Source organism: Desulfoluna butyratoxydans (genome assembly GCF_900699765.1).
In the GTDB taxonomy this organism is placed as follows: domain Bacteria; phylum Desulfobacterota; class Desulfobacteria; order Desulfobacterales; family Desulfolunaceae; genus Desulfoluna; species Desulfoluna butyratoxydans.
The window spans coordinates 139,521-156,312 of record NZ_CAADHO010000008.1; the positions used below are offsets into that span (position 1 = coordinate 139,521).

Below are 16,792 nucleotides of genomic sequence, written 5' to 3' on the forward strand. Positions count from 1 at the left end.
AGGACCATGGGGATTCATCCCAGATAAAAAGGAAAAGAAACATGACAACAAATGAAGAGACGATTGTAATGACGCCCCTTTGGTTGGCCATTGAAGAGAATCTGCTTGCCCTTGAGGGACAGAACATCACCGAAGAGAACAAGGAAAAAACAGTCCAGAAGCTGGTTGGGGAGCTGGACGGTAAAGGGTATGCGGTTTCAAAATCCGGAATTAAAATGATGGCACTGAGATGGGCTTTGGAGGACATGCTGAAGGTCGGAAGGCCCATGCTCAAGGACCTGACCAAAGCACTTTCCGAACTGACCCTTGAAGACCTTGCCAACCCCTGCCATGCATCCTACAGGGTCACGGATAACCTGGGCAAAACCTGGGAGAGGGTCCAGAAAACGGACAGACGAGACGCCTTGATCCAAATGTTTGAAGAGGCCAAGCTGGATCTGCTTGTCCAGAAAGCCAAGGGCCTGGACGGTGACCTGGGCATTCGGCTCTTGATTGAAGAGACCGTGGAAAGCCCGGTGATTTTAGAGCGCATGGGCATTCCCCAGGAAAAACTGGATCAGGTACACGCGGATATCGCCGCAGAAATTGCGGCAAGAAACAAGGTGCTGTCTCTGCTTGAAACCGTCGAAGGCAAGCCCGACCATGAAAAAGTAAAATTCCTTTTCAGCAATGATATCCCGGAAGATCTCATCATTGAGGTCGCCCAGATCGCTCAGGCAGACATCGACAAAGCCAAAAAAGCCATGGAAGAAGAGCTGAAAGAACAGCAGCGACTCGCAGAAGAAGCCGCGGCCAAGAAAAAAGCCGAGGCAGAAGGCCCGGCCCTCGAAGACATTCCCATGGACCAGATGGCTGAACACATCTATGCCATCCGTGAGATCCAGTACTTCAGCGACGTGGAAAAAGAGATCCGCACCATGTGCGAGCAGAGCGCCATTCCCAAGGCCATTGTGGACCTCTCTTTCTCAGATCCCGACAAGTTCGATGAGCTTGAAAAACAGTGCGAAGGGTAGCCTGTAAGTTACAACCCGGCTCTCCCGGGAAGAGGTAAGACCAAGCAATAACCGGCAAATCCAATCCCATGCCTTCAAACGCCTTGAGGGCATCGAGTCAAAACAGTCACACACCTAATTAAGGTGGCCCCGGTTTTCCGGGGCCACCTGTCCCCAAACAAGTCAGGACTCCATCACTCCCCGCGCTTAGAGGCCTTGATAGGGTTGAGTTTCTTCTCGGTGGGTCCGTTTTCGGCAAGGGCCGCGACGATGTGGCGGTTCTCGTTACGGATCTTTTCCGTGTCGTACCCCAGGGACTCCAGGGTATCGATGTACTGTTTTCGCTGACCGCCGTAGCGGTTCACATCGGCCATGTTGCGCCCCACCCTGTCCGGGGTTGTCAGGTAAAGCCCCTTTTCGTCAATGGCCATCACCTGCGTGACCCCGTTCACATTGATTTCATCGATCACCATCTCGCGGCTCGTTCCGAATCGGTTGGGTTCCATGGGCTCCCCTCCTTTAGATTAAAGGTTAGACCTGCCGGGCAGGCGAAAATTAAATCTCATCACTTCAAGGTGCAACCGCACCATATTCAGCTTAATCATTTTTTTAATCATGGGCAATAATTTTAGGCCAACCGAAAAACTATTACCCAGATAGCCTGTCTTAATGTTGGCTATGGGTCGAAAAAACAGAAAAAAGAAAAGAGCCCCATGACGGTGCTCCATCCACTTAATAGCCTGAGATGGGGGATCAGTCGGGTGTTTTATCAATACCTTGGTATTAAAGCACTGCACACGTCATCGAGTTCCCCCGGATGAACCCAGTGGCTATGCATTTAAAAAACAGCACGACACTGCCGGGCAACCTCACCAGGATTCACGCCGAAGGCTTTTCGGTAGGCGCAGATAAAATGGCTTACATTGACATACCCCACATCGTAGGCGGCTTCACTGACGTTTTTCTCCCCCGCTTCCAAAAAGGCGCGAGCCACCTCCATTTTGTGACGTCTCAAATAGCCGAAAACAGTGGTTCCGTAGACGCGACGGAAGCCTTCTTTGAGCTTTGTTTCGTTGATGCCCGTCTGACGGGCCAACGTGGCAATGGAAGGGGGATTTTTCAGATCCGCCACAAGGGAATCCCTGGCGGAATGGATCCTGTCGGTTTCATGTGGGGCAAAAGGCCGACCGATCTCTCTGTGGGCTGGCGCCAGGGCGTTCACCTGGAGGCAGAGAAGCTCAAGGGCTTTGCTCTCGAGGAAAAGCTCCCGACACTCACCGTCAAAGGGACAGGAGAGTATCTGATGGCAGGCGGCTTGCATGGCGGGAGGGAGGCTTCCGGTGACGGAAAACTTGTCCTTGTCCCTTCCCTCTCCTTCGGCGATGGGACGAAACCGAGGCGGCAGGCAGGACGCGTCTTCCCCCACCAGAGAGTAGAGAAGGGACGGGTCCACAGAGAGCCCCACAATACAGATATCCGTATCGCCCACGGCCTCGCAGCGTCCTGAGGTATTCGGGGCATAGCTGGCGTTTGCAGCACCGGCGCTGCTTCGGAACACCGAGGGCGCCGGGTTCATGCCCTGCATCCGGCACTGCCCCGCACCGCTGAGCCAGTACTCAAAGTCGATGGGAGCCCCTGCAATTTCAAAATCAAGGACCAGCGGCCTGCGGGCACTGAACCGGCTCACGGTAACATGGAGCCCGCGGCGAATAGGGATTACCTCGTAACTGGCATACTCTTCCGAAAGCCCGGCCATGGAACTGGCAATCTCCCCATAGGGTGAAGCCTCCGACGTCTTTCTGTAATCACTGAAAAGAAAAGCCGCGCCATCTTCCGATCTCTGCTGAAGCATCTCTCGTTCCATTGGTAATCCCGTCAACACCACGTGGGTTCTGTGGAAATGTGTCGATTAGGAAACGGCCACGCGAGCGGCGATATCCAGGGTGTTGTCATATGACCCGTCTTCGGGTTGTCTCACGGTTACGTCACAGAATCCAGCCTGCTTCAGCGCATCGGTTAACCGAGCTTCAGAGATGGCATGGGTGGGATATCCGCCCAGGCGGGTCATGAATTCCATGATCAGCTGGCTCTTGAGATCCTCTCCCTTGACGTCCAGGGTCATGTGCCTGGAGACGAACACCCCTCCGGGGTTCAAGGCAGCACGAACCTGCTTCAGAAAATCAACGATGCGATGATCGCGGCTCCACTCGTAGAGATAGTTGGAGACAAACACCAGGTCATACCCCGTCCCGAAGTCCTCACCGGACTCAAGATCCACGCCCCGCGCTTCAAGACGCCCTTCGTAGCCCGCTTTCGCGATATACGGCCCAGCGGCCTCCGCAACCTCGGGCAAGTCATACACAACAGCCGAAAGATCCGGGTTCCGGTCCAGAATGCCCATGGAAAAATAACCAAAACTTCCGGCAATGTCACACATGCTGCGCATGGATGAAAATTCGGGAAGCGAAGCGATGAATGACGCCGCGCTCTGAATTTTCCCACCCCGGCCCCCTTGGAGCATGGTCTCCATCATCTCCTCGTTTGCCCACGCCCGGTCATCATGGGTGGCTCCTCCCTCGGTCATAATCTTCTGAGCATTCCCCAGGAGATTGGACATATTGCACATCGCCGTCAGGACCTTCCCCTGAAACGCCGGGGAAGACGACACGAAAAATTCACGGGACACGGGGTCCAGGGCATACCTTCCATCCTCTTTGGAAAGATACCCCCCCTCGCGGAGGATCTCAAGAAGGGCCTGGGTCATACCGGTGTCGGCTCCCAAGACACCGGAAAGTTCATATGTACCCATGGAGTCGTCCTTCAGTGCGTCAAACAGTCCAAGGCCAAGGGCCGTTTGAATAACCTGTGGCATATGGGCGGTGAACAGCATATTGAAAGTATCTTTAAAATCAGCGTCAAGTCTTGGAAATTTCATTTGTCATTCCTTATCATTAAGTATGGGACCACCCCCCTTTTGCCGATGATGCTACAAAGAGGATAGAGTCATGTCAAGTAATTTTAGGTATACCAAACTTTTTTTATATACAACTACACATCAACGCCCCCCTGGCTAACGGCACGCCGCCTTGTATTTATTGCACGAAGAACTTTTACTGCCTGTAAAAATGCAAATGAACCGATGAGTACTTATTATCCGGGTCAATTGGCCATGGATGCCTCACGGGGCAGGCCCCCTGGCGTTTGACCATGGATAATGGCAAGAGCCTCTTCAGCCGAAAGGCCATCGTGGACAATGGCACGGGCTGCGGCCACAAAAAGCTCCGGAACGCTGTGCTGAAATGCAGATCGGCCCATGGATAGCCCACGGGCACCAGCCTGCATGGCCCCTTCGATACGCTTCAACGCTGTTCCGTCGGATGTCATGGTCCCTCCGGCAATGACCACAGGGACCGGACACCCTGCCACCACACGAGAAAACGACTCCGGATCACCGGTGTAGGGGCACTTGATAAGATCCGCGCCGAGTTCGGCCCCAACCCGGGCGGCGATGCAAACGGATGCCACGTTCACCTCCACTCCCTGCCCCCGCGGGTACATCATGGCCAGCAGGGGCATGCCCCAGCGAGTACATGCTTTGGCCGTTCGCCCCAGGGCGGAGAGCATTCCCGCTTCTTCACGGGCGCCGATGTTCACATGTACTGAAACGGCATCGGCCCCAAGGGCAAGGGCCTCTTCCACGTCCCCCACAAGCATCTTCCCCGAAGGATCCGGCCCCAGACAAGTGGAGGCCGACAAATGGAGGATCAACCCGAGCCCGGCATCCGTGCCAATGGGTGTGGATGTGGCAATGCCTTTGTGCACCACCGTGGCATCAGCTCCCCCTTTTTTTATGGCCGCGGCGGCCCCGGCCACATCTTCCAAGCCAGGAATGGGTCCCATGGTGGCACCGTGGTCCATGGGAACGATCACCGTTTTCCCCGAGATGTCATTAAAGATTCGTTTTAACCGTCGTATCTTGCCGTCGTTCATGGGATACCTCCCTCTTCGGTTTTGCAGGGGCATCGCAATCCGCAGTGTCAGGTCATTCGGGCGGCTTCAACCCGCTCAGTTGCCACAGGAATCACAGTGGCCCTGCCTTTCTGTTTGCCCACCAGGGCCTGTACGCCAAAAACACCCGAAAGGTTCTCACGGGTCAGGACACCTTCGGGCTCACCTTGAACAACCACCCGGCCATCCTTCATCATGACGATGGAGTCGGCATACCTGGCGGCCAGATTCAAGTCATGAACCACCATCAACACCGAGAGCCCTTTATTCTTTGCATACTCGGATACCGTATCCATCAACGCCAGTTGATGGGCGATATCAAGGGCCGAGGTGGGTTCGTCCAGAAGCAGGCACTCCGGTTGCTGAGCCAGAGCCCTTGCCACCATGACCCGCTGCTGCTGCCCCCCCGACAATAGCTGAAAGGGCCTCATGGCGACGGATTCGAGTTCCATCTCGACGAGGGTGTCGATGACGATGTCCATGTCCCTTGCGCTGCTCTTCCACGACACATGGGGCCTTCGTCCCATGAGGACCAGATCAAATACCGATGTTGAAAAAGCCAGGTCAAACCGCTGGGGCACGTACCCGATACGCCGCGCAATGGCAACCCGTTGCATGCTGCGGGCGTCCTCGCCCCCCAAGAGCACACGGCCCCCGGAGGGTATCAACAGGGTCTCGATGCATTTGACCAGGGTGCTCTTACCACTACCGTTGGGGCCGACCACGCACGTAATCTCTCCGGGTTGAGCCACCATGTCGATTCCATTAAGAACGGCTCGGCCGCCATAGGAAAACGACAGGTTTTCAATGTCTATTCTCATACCCGCCCTCCCTGGTCCTTAAGTATCAGGAAAATTAACAGAGGTACTCCAAGAAAGGCCGTCACCGCTCCCACAGGCAGGATCACCGGGGCCAGGACGGACCGAGCCAGGGTATCGGACGCGATGAGCAGAATGGCTCCCACCAGGGCTGAGGCAGGAACAAGAAACCGCGTATCGCTGCCGATGGCCAGCCGCACCAGATGTGGAGCCACCAAGCCTACAAACCCGATGGTCCCGGTAAAACTCACGACTCCGGCCACGAGCAGGGAACTGACCACCATGGAAAAGCCACGGGTAAAGACCACCGGGACGCCCAAACTCATGGCGGCTTCGTCCCCGGCGTTCATGATGTTGAGGTCCCGACTGCGCCAAAAGAGCAGCACCAACCCAACGCACACAAGGGGAAAAAGCACGCCCAGCTTTCCCCAGTCTGCTTTACCCAGGTTTCCCACACTCCAGAACACAGCAGCCTTTACCGCATCAGAATCACCGAAATACTGCACGATGGTGGTTAATGCCTGGAAGAAAAAGAGAAGGGCAAGGCCGGTGAGCACCATGGATTCCGGGGTGGCCGAGCCACCACCGGACAACACCATAATGAGCCCGGAAGCGATGAGAGCAAAAAGAAAGGCATTGCCGATAACCAGGTAAGGCCCCCCCAGCACCCCGATGCCGAAAATAAGGGCAAGGGAAGCGCCGAATCCTGCCGCGGATGCAATACCCAGCATATAAGGGTCTGCCAGGGGGTTCCTCAATACCACCTGCATGACGGCACCTGAGCCCCCCAGGGCCAAACCAGCCATCAACCCCATGGCAACTCGGGGAAGCCTTAGCTGCCAGACGATGAGATCAGCCTGGGAAGTAACACCCCCGGAGCCTGGCACCAGGCACCCGGCAAGGCTCCGGAACACATCCGCGGGGCTTATGGACACACACCCCGAAGCCACCGACACCACGGCGATGAGGCACAGCACAGGAAGAACGGCCGCAATAAAAACAGCTTTCCTCCCCCTGTGCGCCAGGTACTCATCTTTCATACGGGACCGCTCCCTTCGAGCGGCCAACGATTTCTCCACGCCATGCCTCCTTCATGGGGCTCATGCGCCCCATGCATATGGATCCCTTCTTTGACTCATTCAGTCAGTTGCGCCGCTCAGCGTTGCCTCCGGCTCACGCAAAGCGGCGTTGGGAGTTAAACAAAAAAACAAGGATTCATCAGAACCTGCAGGCCACTTTGACGCCCACCTCCCGGGGAGGGCTGTACACATTGTAGACCCCGCCGAAATACCCGATGGCGTTGTACTCCTCGTCAAAGAGGTTGTCGGCGTAGAGATAGATATCCAGGTGATCTGTCTCATACCCCACCTTGGCGTTGACAACGCCGTAGGCATCGCGTTTGTAGATGTTCTCCTTGTCCAGGTACATTTCCCCGGTGCCGACATAAGACAGGTTGGTGAAGATACCTACGGGATGGCGGTATAAGCCGTTTAGGCTGTAGGTGTAATCGGGGGCGTAGGGGTTCTTGTTGCCGTCGTAATCGCCCTTGGCGTCACTGTAGTCTTTAAAGACGGTGCGGTTGTATCCGAAGGTACCGGACAGGGTCAGGCCGGTGGTCACCCGGGCGGTGGCCTCCACCTCGGCACCTGTGGAATAGGACTCCGCTGCGTTGTCTGTGTAGTTGAATTCAGGGCTTACCGGGCTGTCGATACGAACCTGCATGTCGCTGATGTCCATGTAATAAGCGGAGACATTGACCCTGAGCCGGTTGCCCAGCCACTGGCTTTTCGTGCCGATTTCATAGGAAATAAGGGACTCTTCATCGTAGGTTTCAGGGTCCGAGGGGCTTGCGTGGTCGTTGAACCCGCCTTTGCGATACCCTTTGGATGCACCGGCATACACCATCATCTCAGGGGTCACTGCATACTTGAGGCTAAGCTTCGGGGAGACCTCAGACCAGGACTCGTCGATTTCACGGGACCGTATTGTGTCGTCGAACTCTCCTTCAGCCCAGTCGTAACGCACGCCGGTGACCACGGCGAGTTTGGCGGTGAGCGCCTTTTCGCCGTGGATAAACAGCCCGAGCCCCTTGCCCGTTGTGTTGTGATTTTCTGTCACCGTATCGGTGACGGCATCAATATCGGTAAAATCGTTGTCATCCATGTCGGCGTACACACCGGTAACCACGCTGGCTCCCTCGCCGTTCCAGGAAAACTTCAGCTCTTCGGAAACATTCCGCAGGATATTGTCCATCTCCTTATGCATGGGCGCAAACATCGAAACTGAGGAGGTAAAGTCCCAGTCGTTGAGGTAGTTGCTGCGGTAACGCCTCCGGGTGGTAACAGACTGAATCTTGCAGTTTTCGTTCATATCCCAGGCCACTTTCAGGGCCTGCATGTTGGACTCGCTCTTGTTCCACCCCTGGAGATCGGACTGAACCTCCCGCTTGTTGGGAACTGGAACCCCATAAAATGCAGGCCCTGCGGGCCCCAGGGCCAGTCCCTGGTCGCCATCGTCGTGCCTGAGGGCGCTGGCAATCAGCGAAATGTCCAAAGCAGAGGTCGGTGTCCACCGAAGAATGGCCTTACCGTAGTCATAGTCCCGGTTGTTGACCATCTCCCCGGTGTTGGTGTTTTTTATGTACCCGTCCTTTTCGTAGTGCAGGGCGGAGAGACTGAAAGCGAGAACGTCCTTTTTAATAGGGCTGCTCAGGCTCGCCGTGAGCCTCATCTTGTCGTCCTCACCTGCCTCAAGACACGCTTTTCCCGTAACCTCATTGCCTGGCTGGCGGGTAATAACGTTGACGGCACCAGCCTCGGTGCCTCCCCCGTAGAGTGTTCCCTGGGGCCCACGGAGCACCTCCACCCGTTCTATATCCAAGAGCGCGTCGTTGAATCCCGTGGCCGAAAGGATAGGAACACCGTCCACAAAAAGCCCGACGGGAGAACTTCCGCTGCCGTCCTGATGTATCCCTCGGATAGAAGGTATTGAAAGACCAACGATGCCGGATCCGGGGCTGATAAAGTTGGGCGTGAAATCCGCCACATCCGAGATGGAGCGAATGCGCCTGTCTTCAATCTCCATGCCGGTCAGGGCCGTGACGCTCACCGGGACCTTCTGGAGATCCTGCTCCTGTTTTTCCGCCGTGACGGTCAGGTTTTCCAGAGAGAGCGGTTCCTCCGCTCCGGCCGTGCCGATAAACACGAACAAACAAATCAACACAACAGATAATCGAATACGCATAGCAAGTCCTCTTCAGTCAGGAGCCGTTCGACACGGGAATTTCCTTATTCCAAGAAATGGTCGAAGACGGTTCATAAAAAACGGTTGATGTGATGCAGACGCATTGCAGCCTATGGACACCAGGCCCCCCTTTGATCCTTATGCCTGCCCGCAGCACTCCATGAAACACATGGATACGCCGCATCTTCTGCAAAACTGGGAAGTTCACCGACCATACACCAAGTGAAGGACATTGCCTTTTGCATAAACACTAATAAATTTAGCTTTGGCGAGATTTGTTTTCGAATATAACTTTTTCTCAATATAACGAGAAAACCTGTTGACCTTTTATTTAGCCAAGACTAACATCTTAAGGCGACACAAAATCAATACAACGCAAAAGGAAAAAAGAGGGGCGGTATGCACACCATTTCCATTGACGATTTTGACGACTTTCTGACAGAAAAGTTGATCCGGAATTGCGACTCCTACCGGGAAAACCAAAAGGCCTGGGATTCAAGCACCGGGAGCGGTACCGTAAACGAGATGCCCATCCGACCGGGTCTCAACCTTCTCATTGAAAAATTCGATTTCAATGAGCCTGTGGCCGCCTCCATGGAGGTCCAGGCGTCGCCCATCGAAATCTTCTTTTGCATCTCCGGCAAACTCGAAGGCCAGGCCCGGGAGATTGGAAAAAAACTGACCATCGATGCGGGCAACGCCAGTTTTTTCCTGGCGCCGAAACTTGAGTGCGCAACCGTCATTTCAGCAGACGAGCCACTGAAGCTCATCACCATCCGCTTTTCACCGGAGGTTCTCTGCGCCGAGGTCAAGGGCCTGACCCAGGTCATTCCCCGACAGATCACAGACAGCCAAAATCTCACAGACGAAACCAGCATCATCAGCAACATCCCCATGACATCGGACATGAAGATGGCCATCATACAGATCCTCGGCTGTCCTTACACCGATGCCTTCCGCAGGGTTTACCTGGAGAGTAAAGCCATTGAACTCATTGTCCTTTACTTTGCGGCACTGCAGCACGCCCAGGGGGATTTTCGTTTCAACGCCCCCACCTTTACCCCGAGCGAAATTGCCAAAATCCATGAAGCCAGAACCATTCTCGGAATGGACTTCGAGAACCCGCCCCACCTCAACGAACTCGCCAGGCAGGTAGGCATGAACAAGGACAAGCTTAACCAGGGATTTCACAAGGTCTTCGGCACCAGCGTGTTCGGGTGCTTCAGGCAACAAAAGATGGAAGAGGCAAAAAAGCTGCTGGAGAGCAAAGAGATGAACGTCACGGAGGTGGCATACACCGTGGGCTACTCGCAACCCGGGACATTTTCCCGGGCTTTTAAGCAGTATTTCGGCATCAGCCCCAAGGCCTACCACAGACGGGTCTCTGCAGAGCTGTAAGCCTGCCCCGAAGAGTTCGAGAGTCGAGTGCCCCCATGATCAAAGCTCAGATAACGAAAATGACGGGTGCACTCGGCTTGTCCGAGAAATGAGGAAACCAATCAGAAAACCGGGATTTTCATTCAACCACAACCACCGGCAGACCTTGGCTTCATCCGATTGGTTTCCCACCAACTATCCTGGTTACAAGACAGAGCCCCCTTCTCCCCTGACATAAGCAGCCTGGAGCAGTTCGTCCACGACGGAGCCAACCTTTTCCAACACCGCACCCTGGGACTCCCGAAGAAAAAAATGGCCCCCTTTGATGACATGAAAGGAAAAGGGGCCCGTGCTGTGCCGACGCCATGGACGGATAAGCTCTTCGTTGTAGCGGTAATCTTCCGAGCCACACAGGGCGGTGACGGGGCACCCAAGGGGCTCTGCCACATCGGTGCGATAGCTCTCCGTGAGGAAAAAATCCGCACGGAGCACCGGCAGGACAAGGCGCGTCAACTCCTTGTCCCGCAAGACTGCCTCCGGCGTGCCCCCTAAATCTGCGATGCGGCGAAGAAAGGCCTCGTCCGTCAACCCGCCGATAAGGGGCGGCGGGGTCCTCAGGTGGGGGGCATGACATGCAGACGCAAAAAAATGAAGGGGCTCCAAACCAAGGCGTGTCCTCACAAGGCTTGCCAGCTCAAAGGCAACCTGCGCCCCCATGCTGTGCCCGAAAAACACGAAGGGTTTGTCCAGCAACGGGGTCACCTCCTCAAAAAGCCAGTGCACCAGGCTCCCCATCTCTTGAAAAGGGGATGTGGTGAGCCTGTTCTCCCTGCCGGGCAGCTGCACAGGGACAACCTCCACCGACTCCGGAAACACCTGCCTCCATGGGCTGTAAATGGAAGCGCCCCCCCCTGCAAAGGGGAAGCAGAACAACCGGACCCCGCCAGCCGCCGGTCGGGACGGAAACCGCCCGGCAAGGTGCTTACGCGCCATGGTTCACTCCTTTAAAAAAAGCCACGGCCCCGTGCACCTCTGTGCTGTACTCAGAAAAGCATGCTCCCAAGGCGCTCTCCAGATCCGCCAGATTATCGCAATGGTTGCTGAACACCTTCGTCTCGTTGAATCGCCTCTGCAGTCTCAGACCCATGGCTCCCTTGGGAACCCCTTCCCCCAGGATGGTTGTACCGAACAGCACGCCCCCGGGGTTAAGGTGGGGTTTTAAATGGCTGAAGATCACCCCTTTCTCCTTGATGGTTCCCGGAAGGCAATGCAACAGGTAATTCGTGGCAATGGAGTCAAAGGCCGGAAGCCCCTGATCCGGGGGCTCCAGCACGTTGCCAACATGGGTGGTGACGCGGCAATGCACCAACCGCCGGGAGGTTTTCGCAAGGCTGTTCGGGTTCAGGTCGAAAAGGGTCACCCGGGGATTGGGAGCCGGGAACTCGCAGCGTTGAAGGTGATACCCGGTCCCCACCCCCACATCCATGTGGTTGGCCGAAATGTTGTCGCTGTAAAATCGGGTGATGTTGGATGAGGGGCATTTCCAGACAAACCGGGCGGCAAAGTGCAGGACAAACATGTCATACACCATGAGCATGGGTTTTGTATAAGAGGCCGCACCGGCCATGACATCTGCGTGCATTGTTTCATCCTTTCCGGGGAAGCCGGGGCTTCCCCCTTTTCTTACTGGTTTCGCATACGCCTGCCACAAGGCTGAATCGCCCGGGGCAAGCGCATACATGGCATCATGACAAATCACGGTTCCCTGATCCCAGGCTCACTCCCGTCGGTCGTCCAGGATGGCATTGAGAATGGCAAGGACATCTTCCCGCGAGCTGTCGATGAAAAAATGCTCACCCGGAAACATGCGACAGGCAAAGCCCCCTTCCGTCACCTCCTGCCAGGCGAGGATCTGATCATGGGTAGCCGCCATATCCTCTTCGCCCCCGAGGGCTGTGATGGGGCTCTGAACGATCATGCCGGGGGTGTAGGCCCAGGTATCCACCATCTCGAAATCCGAGCGAATCCAGGAAAAGAGCTCCGCATGGTCCTCTTTATGGTCCGCCATCTCCTGATCGATCAGACCGATCTGGAGAAGGAAGGCGATGAAAGGCTCCTCAGGCAGGTTGTGCAAGGGCGGCCGCTGCCCATAAACCGGTAACTGGGGGGCCGGGGTCCCGGACATGACCAGGTGAAACGGACGGGGGAGCCCCTGTTCTTCCAGCCTGTCTGCCACTTCAAAACCGATGAGGGCCCCCATGCAGTGACCGAAGAAAACAAAGGGCACGTCCGTCAGCGGGGTGATGTCCCGACACACCTCGTCCACAATGTCGTCAAGGAGGGTAAACGCGGCCTCTCCGTCCCGGTAAAAACGCCCGGGAAACATCACGCTCACCAGCTCCACATCCTCTCCCAAATGGCTGAGCCACGGATCGTAGATCTGTGCCCCCTGGCCTGCATAGGGAAAACAAAAAACCCGGAGCCGTGGATTTTTCCGCGGCAGGGGCCTGTAAAGGCACTGGCCTGCCGGAGCCGCCACAACGACCTGCTCGTCCGGCACGCTCTCCATAAAAAGGTTGGAAACCACCAGCCGCACGGTGTAACGGCCGGGCACATCCGGGGTAAACACCGGGGTGATGCTGTCGTCGCATGACAAAGTTGCCGTGCTGTATTCCGGGGGCGTAAGCTCCCACCGGTACGCAAGGGGACCAAGCCCCGTGCTCCCGCTTCCGTCCAGGGTCACCTCGGCTCCCGTGGCCACGATCCTGTCCTCCCCGGTGTCGGCCACGGGGATCTCATCGCATCCCACGAGCCCAGTCAGAGCCAGCAGGACCAGAAGCCCATACCTTAACGTTTTCATCGTATTCTCCTTTCATTGAATCAATCACAGGCCACCCGGTGGCCTTTTCAGGCGTAGAAAATCTCGCTTCGCCTCATGCTGCCGAGAATTGCCTCCCCTTCGGCAAGCCAGCGCCGCACCTCGGCGTCATCGCACGAAATCACTTTCTCGGCCCAGCGACGGCAATAGGAACAGCGGGTATCGTCTCCCTGGTCGCCCGGGGGAGCCTCACCGATCATGCCGAGGTCGTCGCATATCCTTTCCTGGCAATCGTAGTGCTTCACAAACTTTGTCAGGAAACCGTCCAGGGCGGTATTGTCGATGTAAAGCTCCGGCAGATCGAAAAACATGCCGATTTTCTTAAGGACCTCCATGTTGAAATCACCCATGGCCGACACCGGGGGCGCCTCACGGTGATTGCTGTTTTTTGAGGTATGGTAATTGAGAATATCCAGGAGGTTTCCGTCGTAGCGTCTCTCGGCGTAGGCCTTCACCACACGGGAAAGCCACGCGGTGGTCTTCGTCCGGTCGATGAGCTTCAATGACAGGTTGTGGTTGCCGGCCCGGTCGCACAGCTCTTCGTAGTAGTGAATGTCCTCGGGACGAATCCAGCTGGACCCCATGAGTTTCACCGGGTTGCCGATACGATTGTAATTGCAGGAAAGGATATTGTAGTCGATGTACATGCCCGGCCCCCCGTCCTCGGTGCGGCTCGCATGGGACATGCCCACGGCGTGGTTCACGGCAAAGGGGCAACTGGTCAGGCATACGCTGTTGGCAAAAATCCGCACGCCAGTTCCGGTCTGTTTCGTGTGCCGCAGGCACGCCTCAAGGAGCTTGAAATTACGCGTGGCCTCACGGACCAGGGTAATCTCGTCGGCCCCCAGCTCTTCCCAGTACCTGATGCGCTGGCTGGTCCCCACCTCGGCAAACACCCCCACGGTGATCTTGAGTCGAGGGAACTGGGTTTTGATCACCTCACACAGATAAGGCGAGTTGATGGTCACCGCGTCCACCCCCATCTCATCCAGTTCCCCCAGAAATGAAAGGATCTCCTTATGGGTCTCCGGCGCCACCTCCCGGTTCCCCATGCAGATGGGGTTAAGCAGGTAGTTGAACTCGATGCCGTTGGCGTGACAGAGCGCGATGTGGCTGGCCATGGCTTCCCGTGAAATCTCCGGGATCAGCATGGAGGCCCTGCCCCCGCCGATGAGGTCATCTTTGAGCTTTCCGAAAACGGAAGCAAAGACGCCGTCTCCGTTGTGGGCGGCGATGGACTCCACAAGCCCGTTTTCAAAGTTGGTTCCGATGTCAAAGGTAATCTGGTCTTTTGGTTTCATGATTCACTCTTCCTGATGGTCAAAAATGATGAATTGCCGCTTCACAGAGAAGCCAGCGCCGTGCAGATATGAGAAAAAAGAGCCTCGCCGGCCCGGTCATCATGGAGATAAAAATGGCCCCCTGGAAACAATCGTGCAGAAAAGTCCTGGCTTGTGTGCTCATCCCACGCCCTGAGGTGCGGCTCCGGCACAAAGCGGTCATCCCGCCCCCCGAACACATGGATGGGCACCGGAAGCCCCCCGGGCCCCGCGGCATCCGTCTCCCAGGTTTCCACCAACTGAAAATCGCCCTTGAGAACGGCCATGGTGCTCTTGACAACCGCGTCCTCTTCAAACAGAGAGTCAGGCCTCAACCCCAGGGCCTTCACCACCGAGACAAACTCATCGTCGGCAAGGGCATGCATATCCGGGTAGAGGGAAGGACATTGGGGGGCTCGCACACCGGAAAGGAAAAGGCTGGCGGGCATGGGCCCTCCCCGGCCATGGAGGGCCCGGGTAAGCTCAAAGCACAGCATGCCGCCCATGCAGTGTCCGAAAAAAACCACAGGTACATCCATAAAGGGTGCCAGTGCCCGATCCATCCTGGCGATGAGATCGGGAACCCAGGTCACCACCGGCTCATTCAATCTTTTTCCCCGTCCGGGGTAATTCACCGAGCAGAGCTCCACGTTGTCCGGCATAAAGCGGTCCCAGCCGCGAAAGGCCTCAACCCCGGTCCCGGCGTAGGGAAAAAAGACAAGCCGCACCGTCGGCTCGGCCACAGGCCTTGGAAAATCGAGCCAGCGACTGAACTGTTTTCGGGACTCAAGCCCCTTGCTACGTACCCGCACCTATCGCCCCCCGATCTGTTTCAAAGCCGCCACAGGCATGTCCCCCGAATCCACAAGGGCGGAGAGCATGGCCTCCATGGCCTCCAGGAGAGCTTTTGCCTCACGGGAGGTGTAAAGGCCGGTGTCATGCATCACCTTGAGATTCATCTCTTTGCCGGGCCAGACAAAAAGATTCAGCGGAGCAGAGGGCCTGTTCTCAAAATTATACCCGGTAAGGTGAAACCCCAGACCGTCGTAGTTGTCTTCATGGACAGGCATGTTTTCAAAAATGAACATGCAGTCATACAAGGGGGTGTCCACGGGAAGGCCGCACCACTGCCTGATCTGTCGATCCGAGCTGGAGGAGACCTCAAAAAGGGCCATCATCTCCCGGTGAAATCTGCGGGCCATGTCCACAAAGGAGGTCTCGGCATCGCAGCGGCACCTCACGGGCAGGGTGTTCAAATAGAGCCCCACCCGCTCCTGGGCATTTTCAAGTGCCAGGGGCCTGTCAGCCAGTGTGGCCCCCATGGTCAGGTCCAACGCCCCGCTATCCATGGCCAGGAAAAAGATCCCTTGAAAAAGGGCGTTGAGCGTAATCTCGTGCTCCCGTGCCCATTGCGTCAGACCATCGAAAAGGTGGGCAATGCCAAGATCCAATCGTTCCCACCGACCGGACGGCTCCCTGTCGGCTCCGCCCGTTGATGCGGACTCAAGGCGTGCGCCCTTCAGGTATTCCTTCCAGAACGCCTCTTCCCGGTCCAGATCCCGCTGTTTCAGCCAGGCCACGTAGTCACGATAAGGATAGGTGACGGGGTTATCGGGTTCGCGGCCATCCACATACAGGGCGCGGTAAGCCTCCAGAAACTCACGGATCACGATGGGAATGTTCCACCCGTCCATGAGGATCTCCGGGAAGCGCCACCAGAGCTTGAAGGCTTCGGCCTCTTCACGAACCAGGTCGAGCCGCATGAGGGGGGCTTTTTCCAAAACGAAATCCGTTTTCCGGTCTTCTTCCACAAGGCGCCTGAACGCAGCCTCCCGCTCCCGGGGCTCCATGTTCCGAAGGTCAACGGTTCCGTAAACAAACCGCGTGTCGTTGCGGACCACTTGGAGGGGCCTGTCCAGGTCCCTGGCGTGAAACGAGGTCCGAAAACAGACGTGATTGCGAATAATGTGTTCCCAGCTCCTTGCAAAGAGCGCCTCGTCCACGGTCCCCCGGTAGTCAAACACAAGGTCCATTCGGTGAACCCCCACGCCGGGGGCCTCAAGGCATTCGTTGAGGATCCGGCCCTGAACGTCGGTGAGGTCGTAGATATCTTCTATTGTCCGGGCTATCTCATGTGAAACCATGTCGTTTCTCCTT

The 16,792-nt window shown here is 56.3% G+C and carries 15 protein-coding genes; 2 read left to right on the plus strand and 13 right to left on the minus strand.

Annotation, left to right across the window (positions count from 1 at the left end; translation table 11 throughout):
• Positions 1–41 precede the first annotated feature (41 nt).
• Positions 42–1,013: a hypothetical protein gene (locus MSL71_RS19710; RefSeq protein ID WP_180143743.1), complete on the plus strand. Its 972-nt coding sequence runs from the start codon at positions 42–44 to the stop codon at positions 1,011–1,013.
• A 173-nt stretch (positions 1,014–1,186) separates the two neighbouring features.
• On the opposite strand, the gene MSL71_RS19715 is transcribed toward MSL71_RS19710, so the two are convergent.
• From MSL71_RS19715 to MSL71_RS19745, 7 genes are all read right to left on the minus strand, one after another.
• On the minus strand, positions 1,187–1,498 hold the full coding sequence (locus MSL71_RS19715) for a hypothetical protein (RefSeq protein ID WP_180143745.1): 312 nt from the start codon (positions 1,496–1,498) through the stop codon (positions 1,187–1,189).
• Positions 1,499–1,830: 332 nt separating this feature from the next.
• Positions 1,831–2,844 (minus strand): helix-turn-helix transcriptional regulator, encoded by a 1,014-nt coding sequence (locus tag MSL71_RS19720; protein ID WP_180143747.1) that lies wholly within the window; start codon positions 2,842–2,844, stop codon positions 1,831–1,833.
• Between the two features lie 57 nt (positions 2,845–2,901).
• A complete protein-coding gene (locus MSL71_RS19725) occupies positions 2,902–3,927 on the minus strand; it encodes a methyltransferase (protein ID WP_425484447.1) in 1,026 nt (341 codons plus the stop codon).
• Positions 3,928–4,151: 224 nt separating this feature from the next.
• The gene (locus tag MSL71_RS19730) at positions 4,152–4,982 is read right to left on the minus strand and encodes a 2-amino-3,7-dideoxy-D-threo-hept-6-ulosonate synthase (protein ID WP_180143751.1); all 831 of its coding nucleotides are present in this window, start codon (positions 4,980–4,982) and stop codon (positions 4,152–4,154) included.
• Between the two features lie 47 nt (positions 4,983–5,029).
• A complete protein-coding gene (locus tag MSL71_RS19735; RefSeq protein ID WP_180143753.1) occupies positions 5,030–5,821 on the minus strand; it encodes an ABC transporter ATP-binding protein in 792 nt (263 codons plus the stop codon).
• Entirely contained in the window at positions 5,818–6,897 is a 1,080-nt protein-coding gene (locus MSL71_RS19740; protein WP_246317838.1) for a FecCD family ABC transporter permease, read from the minus strand. The genes MSL71_RS19735 and MSL71_RS19740 overlap by 4 nt, the downstream gene beginning before the upstream one ends.
• Before the next feature lie 139 nt (positions 6,898–7,036).
• Positions 7,037–9,061 carry a TonB-dependent receptor gene (locus tag MSL71_RS19745; RefSeq protein ID WP_180143755.1) on the minus strand — a complete coding sequence of 675 codons (2,025 nt, stop codon included), beginning with the start codon at positions 9,059–9,061 and terminating at the stop codon, positions 7,037–7,039.
• A gap of 399 nt (positions 9,062–9,460) precedes the next feature.
• On the opposite strand from MSL71_RS19745, the gene MSL71_RS19750 reads away from it, so the two are divergent.
• On the plus strand, positions 9,461–10,459 hold the full coding sequence (locus MSL71_RS19750; RefSeq protein WP_180143757.1) for a helix-turn-helix transcriptional regulator: 999 nt from the start codon (positions 9,461–9,463) through the stop codon (positions 10,457–10,459).
• Between the two features lie 183 nt (positions 10,460–10,642).
• Here MSL71_RS19750 and MSL71_RS19755 read toward each other — a convergent pair whose 3' ends face one another.
• The 6 genes from MSL71_RS19755 to MSL71_RS19780 form a co-directional block, all read right to left on the minus strand.
• Complete coding sequence (locus MSL71_RS19755; protein ID WP_180143760.1) at positions 10,643–11,431, minus strand: thioesterase II family protein; 789 nt, start codon at positions 11,429–11,431, stop codon at positions 10,643–10,645.
• Positions 11,421–12,080, minus strand: coding sequence for a class I SAM-dependent methyltransferase (locus MSL71_RS19760; RefSeq protein ID WP_180143762.1), 660 nt, complete (start codon positions 12,078–12,080; stop codon positions 11,421–11,423). The genes MSL71_RS19755 and MSL71_RS19760 overlap by 11 nt, the downstream gene beginning before the upstream one ends.
• A 135-nt stretch (positions 12,081–12,215) precedes the next feature.
• Positions 12,216–13,298, minus strand: a complete 1,083-nt coding sequence (locus MSL71_RS19765) for a thioesterase II family protein (protein ID WP_180143765.1) — start codon at positions 13,296–13,298, stop codon at positions 12,216–12,218.
• 47 nt (positions 13,299–13,345) lie between these two features.
• Positions 13,346–14,617, minus strand: a complete 1,272-nt coding sequence (locus MSL71_RS19770) for a U32 family peptidase (protein WP_180143767.1) — start codon at positions 14,615–14,617, stop codon at positions 13,346–13,348.
• 41 nt (positions 14,618–14,658) lie between these two features.
• Positions 14,659–15,447, minus strand: a complete 789-nt coding sequence (locus MSL71_RS19775; RefSeq protein ID WP_180143770.1) for a thioesterase II family protein — start codon at positions 15,445–15,447, stop codon at positions 14,659–14,661.
• Positions 15,448–16,779, minus strand: coding sequence for a condensation domain-containing protein (locus tag MSL71_RS19780; protein WP_180143772.1), 1,332 nt, complete (start codon positions 16,777–16,779; stop codon positions 15,448–15,450).
• Between the last annotated feature and the right edge of the window lie 13 nt (positions 16,780–16,792).

Excerpts from the sequence above, each read along its gene's own strand:
- MSL71_RS19710 (WP_180143743.1), top strand. The coding sequence starts at position 42 with ATGACAACAAATGAAGAGACGATTGTAATGACGCCCCTTTGGTTGGCC.
- MSL71_RS19715 (WP_180143745.1), bottom strand. The coding sequence starts at position 1,498 with ATGGAACCCAACCGATTCGGAACGAGCCGCGAGATGGTGATCGATGAA.
- MSL71_RS19720 (WP_180143747.1), bottom strand. The coding sequence starts at position 2,844 with ATGCTTCAGCAGAGATCGGAAGATGGCGCGGCTTTTCTTTTCAGTGAT.
- MSL71_RS19725 (WP_425484447.1), bottom strand. The coding sequence starts at position 3,927 with ATGAAATTTCCAAGACTTGACGCTGATTTTAAAGATACTTTCAATATG.
- MSL71_RS19730 (WP_180143751.1), bottom strand. The coding sequence starts at position 4,982 with ATGAACGACGGCAAGATACGACGGTTAAAACGAATCTTTAATGACATC.
- MSL71_RS19735 (WP_180143753.1), bottom strand. The coding sequence starts at position 5,821 with ATGAGAATAGACATTGAAAACCTGTCGTTTTCCTATGGCGGCCGAGCC.
- MSL71_RS19745 (WP_180143755.1), bottom strand. The coding sequence starts at position 9,061 with ATGCGTATTCGATTATCTGTTGTGTTGATTTGTTTGTTCGTGTTTATC.
- MSL71_RS19750 (WP_180143757.1), top strand. The coding sequence starts at position 9,461 with ATGCACACCATTTCCATTGACGATTTTGACGACTTTCTGACAGAAAAG.
- MSL71_RS19755 (WP_180143760.1), bottom strand. The coding sequence starts at position 11,431 with ATGGCGCGTAAGCACCTTGCCGGGCGGTTTCCGTCCCGACCGGCGGCT.
- MSL71_RS19760 (WP_180143762.1), bottom strand. The coding sequence starts at position 12,080 with ATGCACGCAGATGTCATGGCCGGTGCGGCCTCTTATACAAAACCCATG.
- MSL71_RS19765 (WP_180143765.1), bottom strand. The coding sequence starts at position 13,298 with ATGAAAACGTTAAGGTATGGGCTTCTGGTCCTGCTGGCTCTGACTGGG.
- MSL71_RS19770 (WP_180143767.1), bottom strand. The coding sequence starts at position 14,617 with ATGAAACCAAAAGACCAGATTACCTTTGACATCGGAACCAACTTTGAA.
- MSL71_RS19780 (WP_180143772.1), bottom strand. The coding sequence starts at position 16,779 with ATGGTTTCACATGAGATAGCCCGGACAATAGAAGATATCTACGACCTC.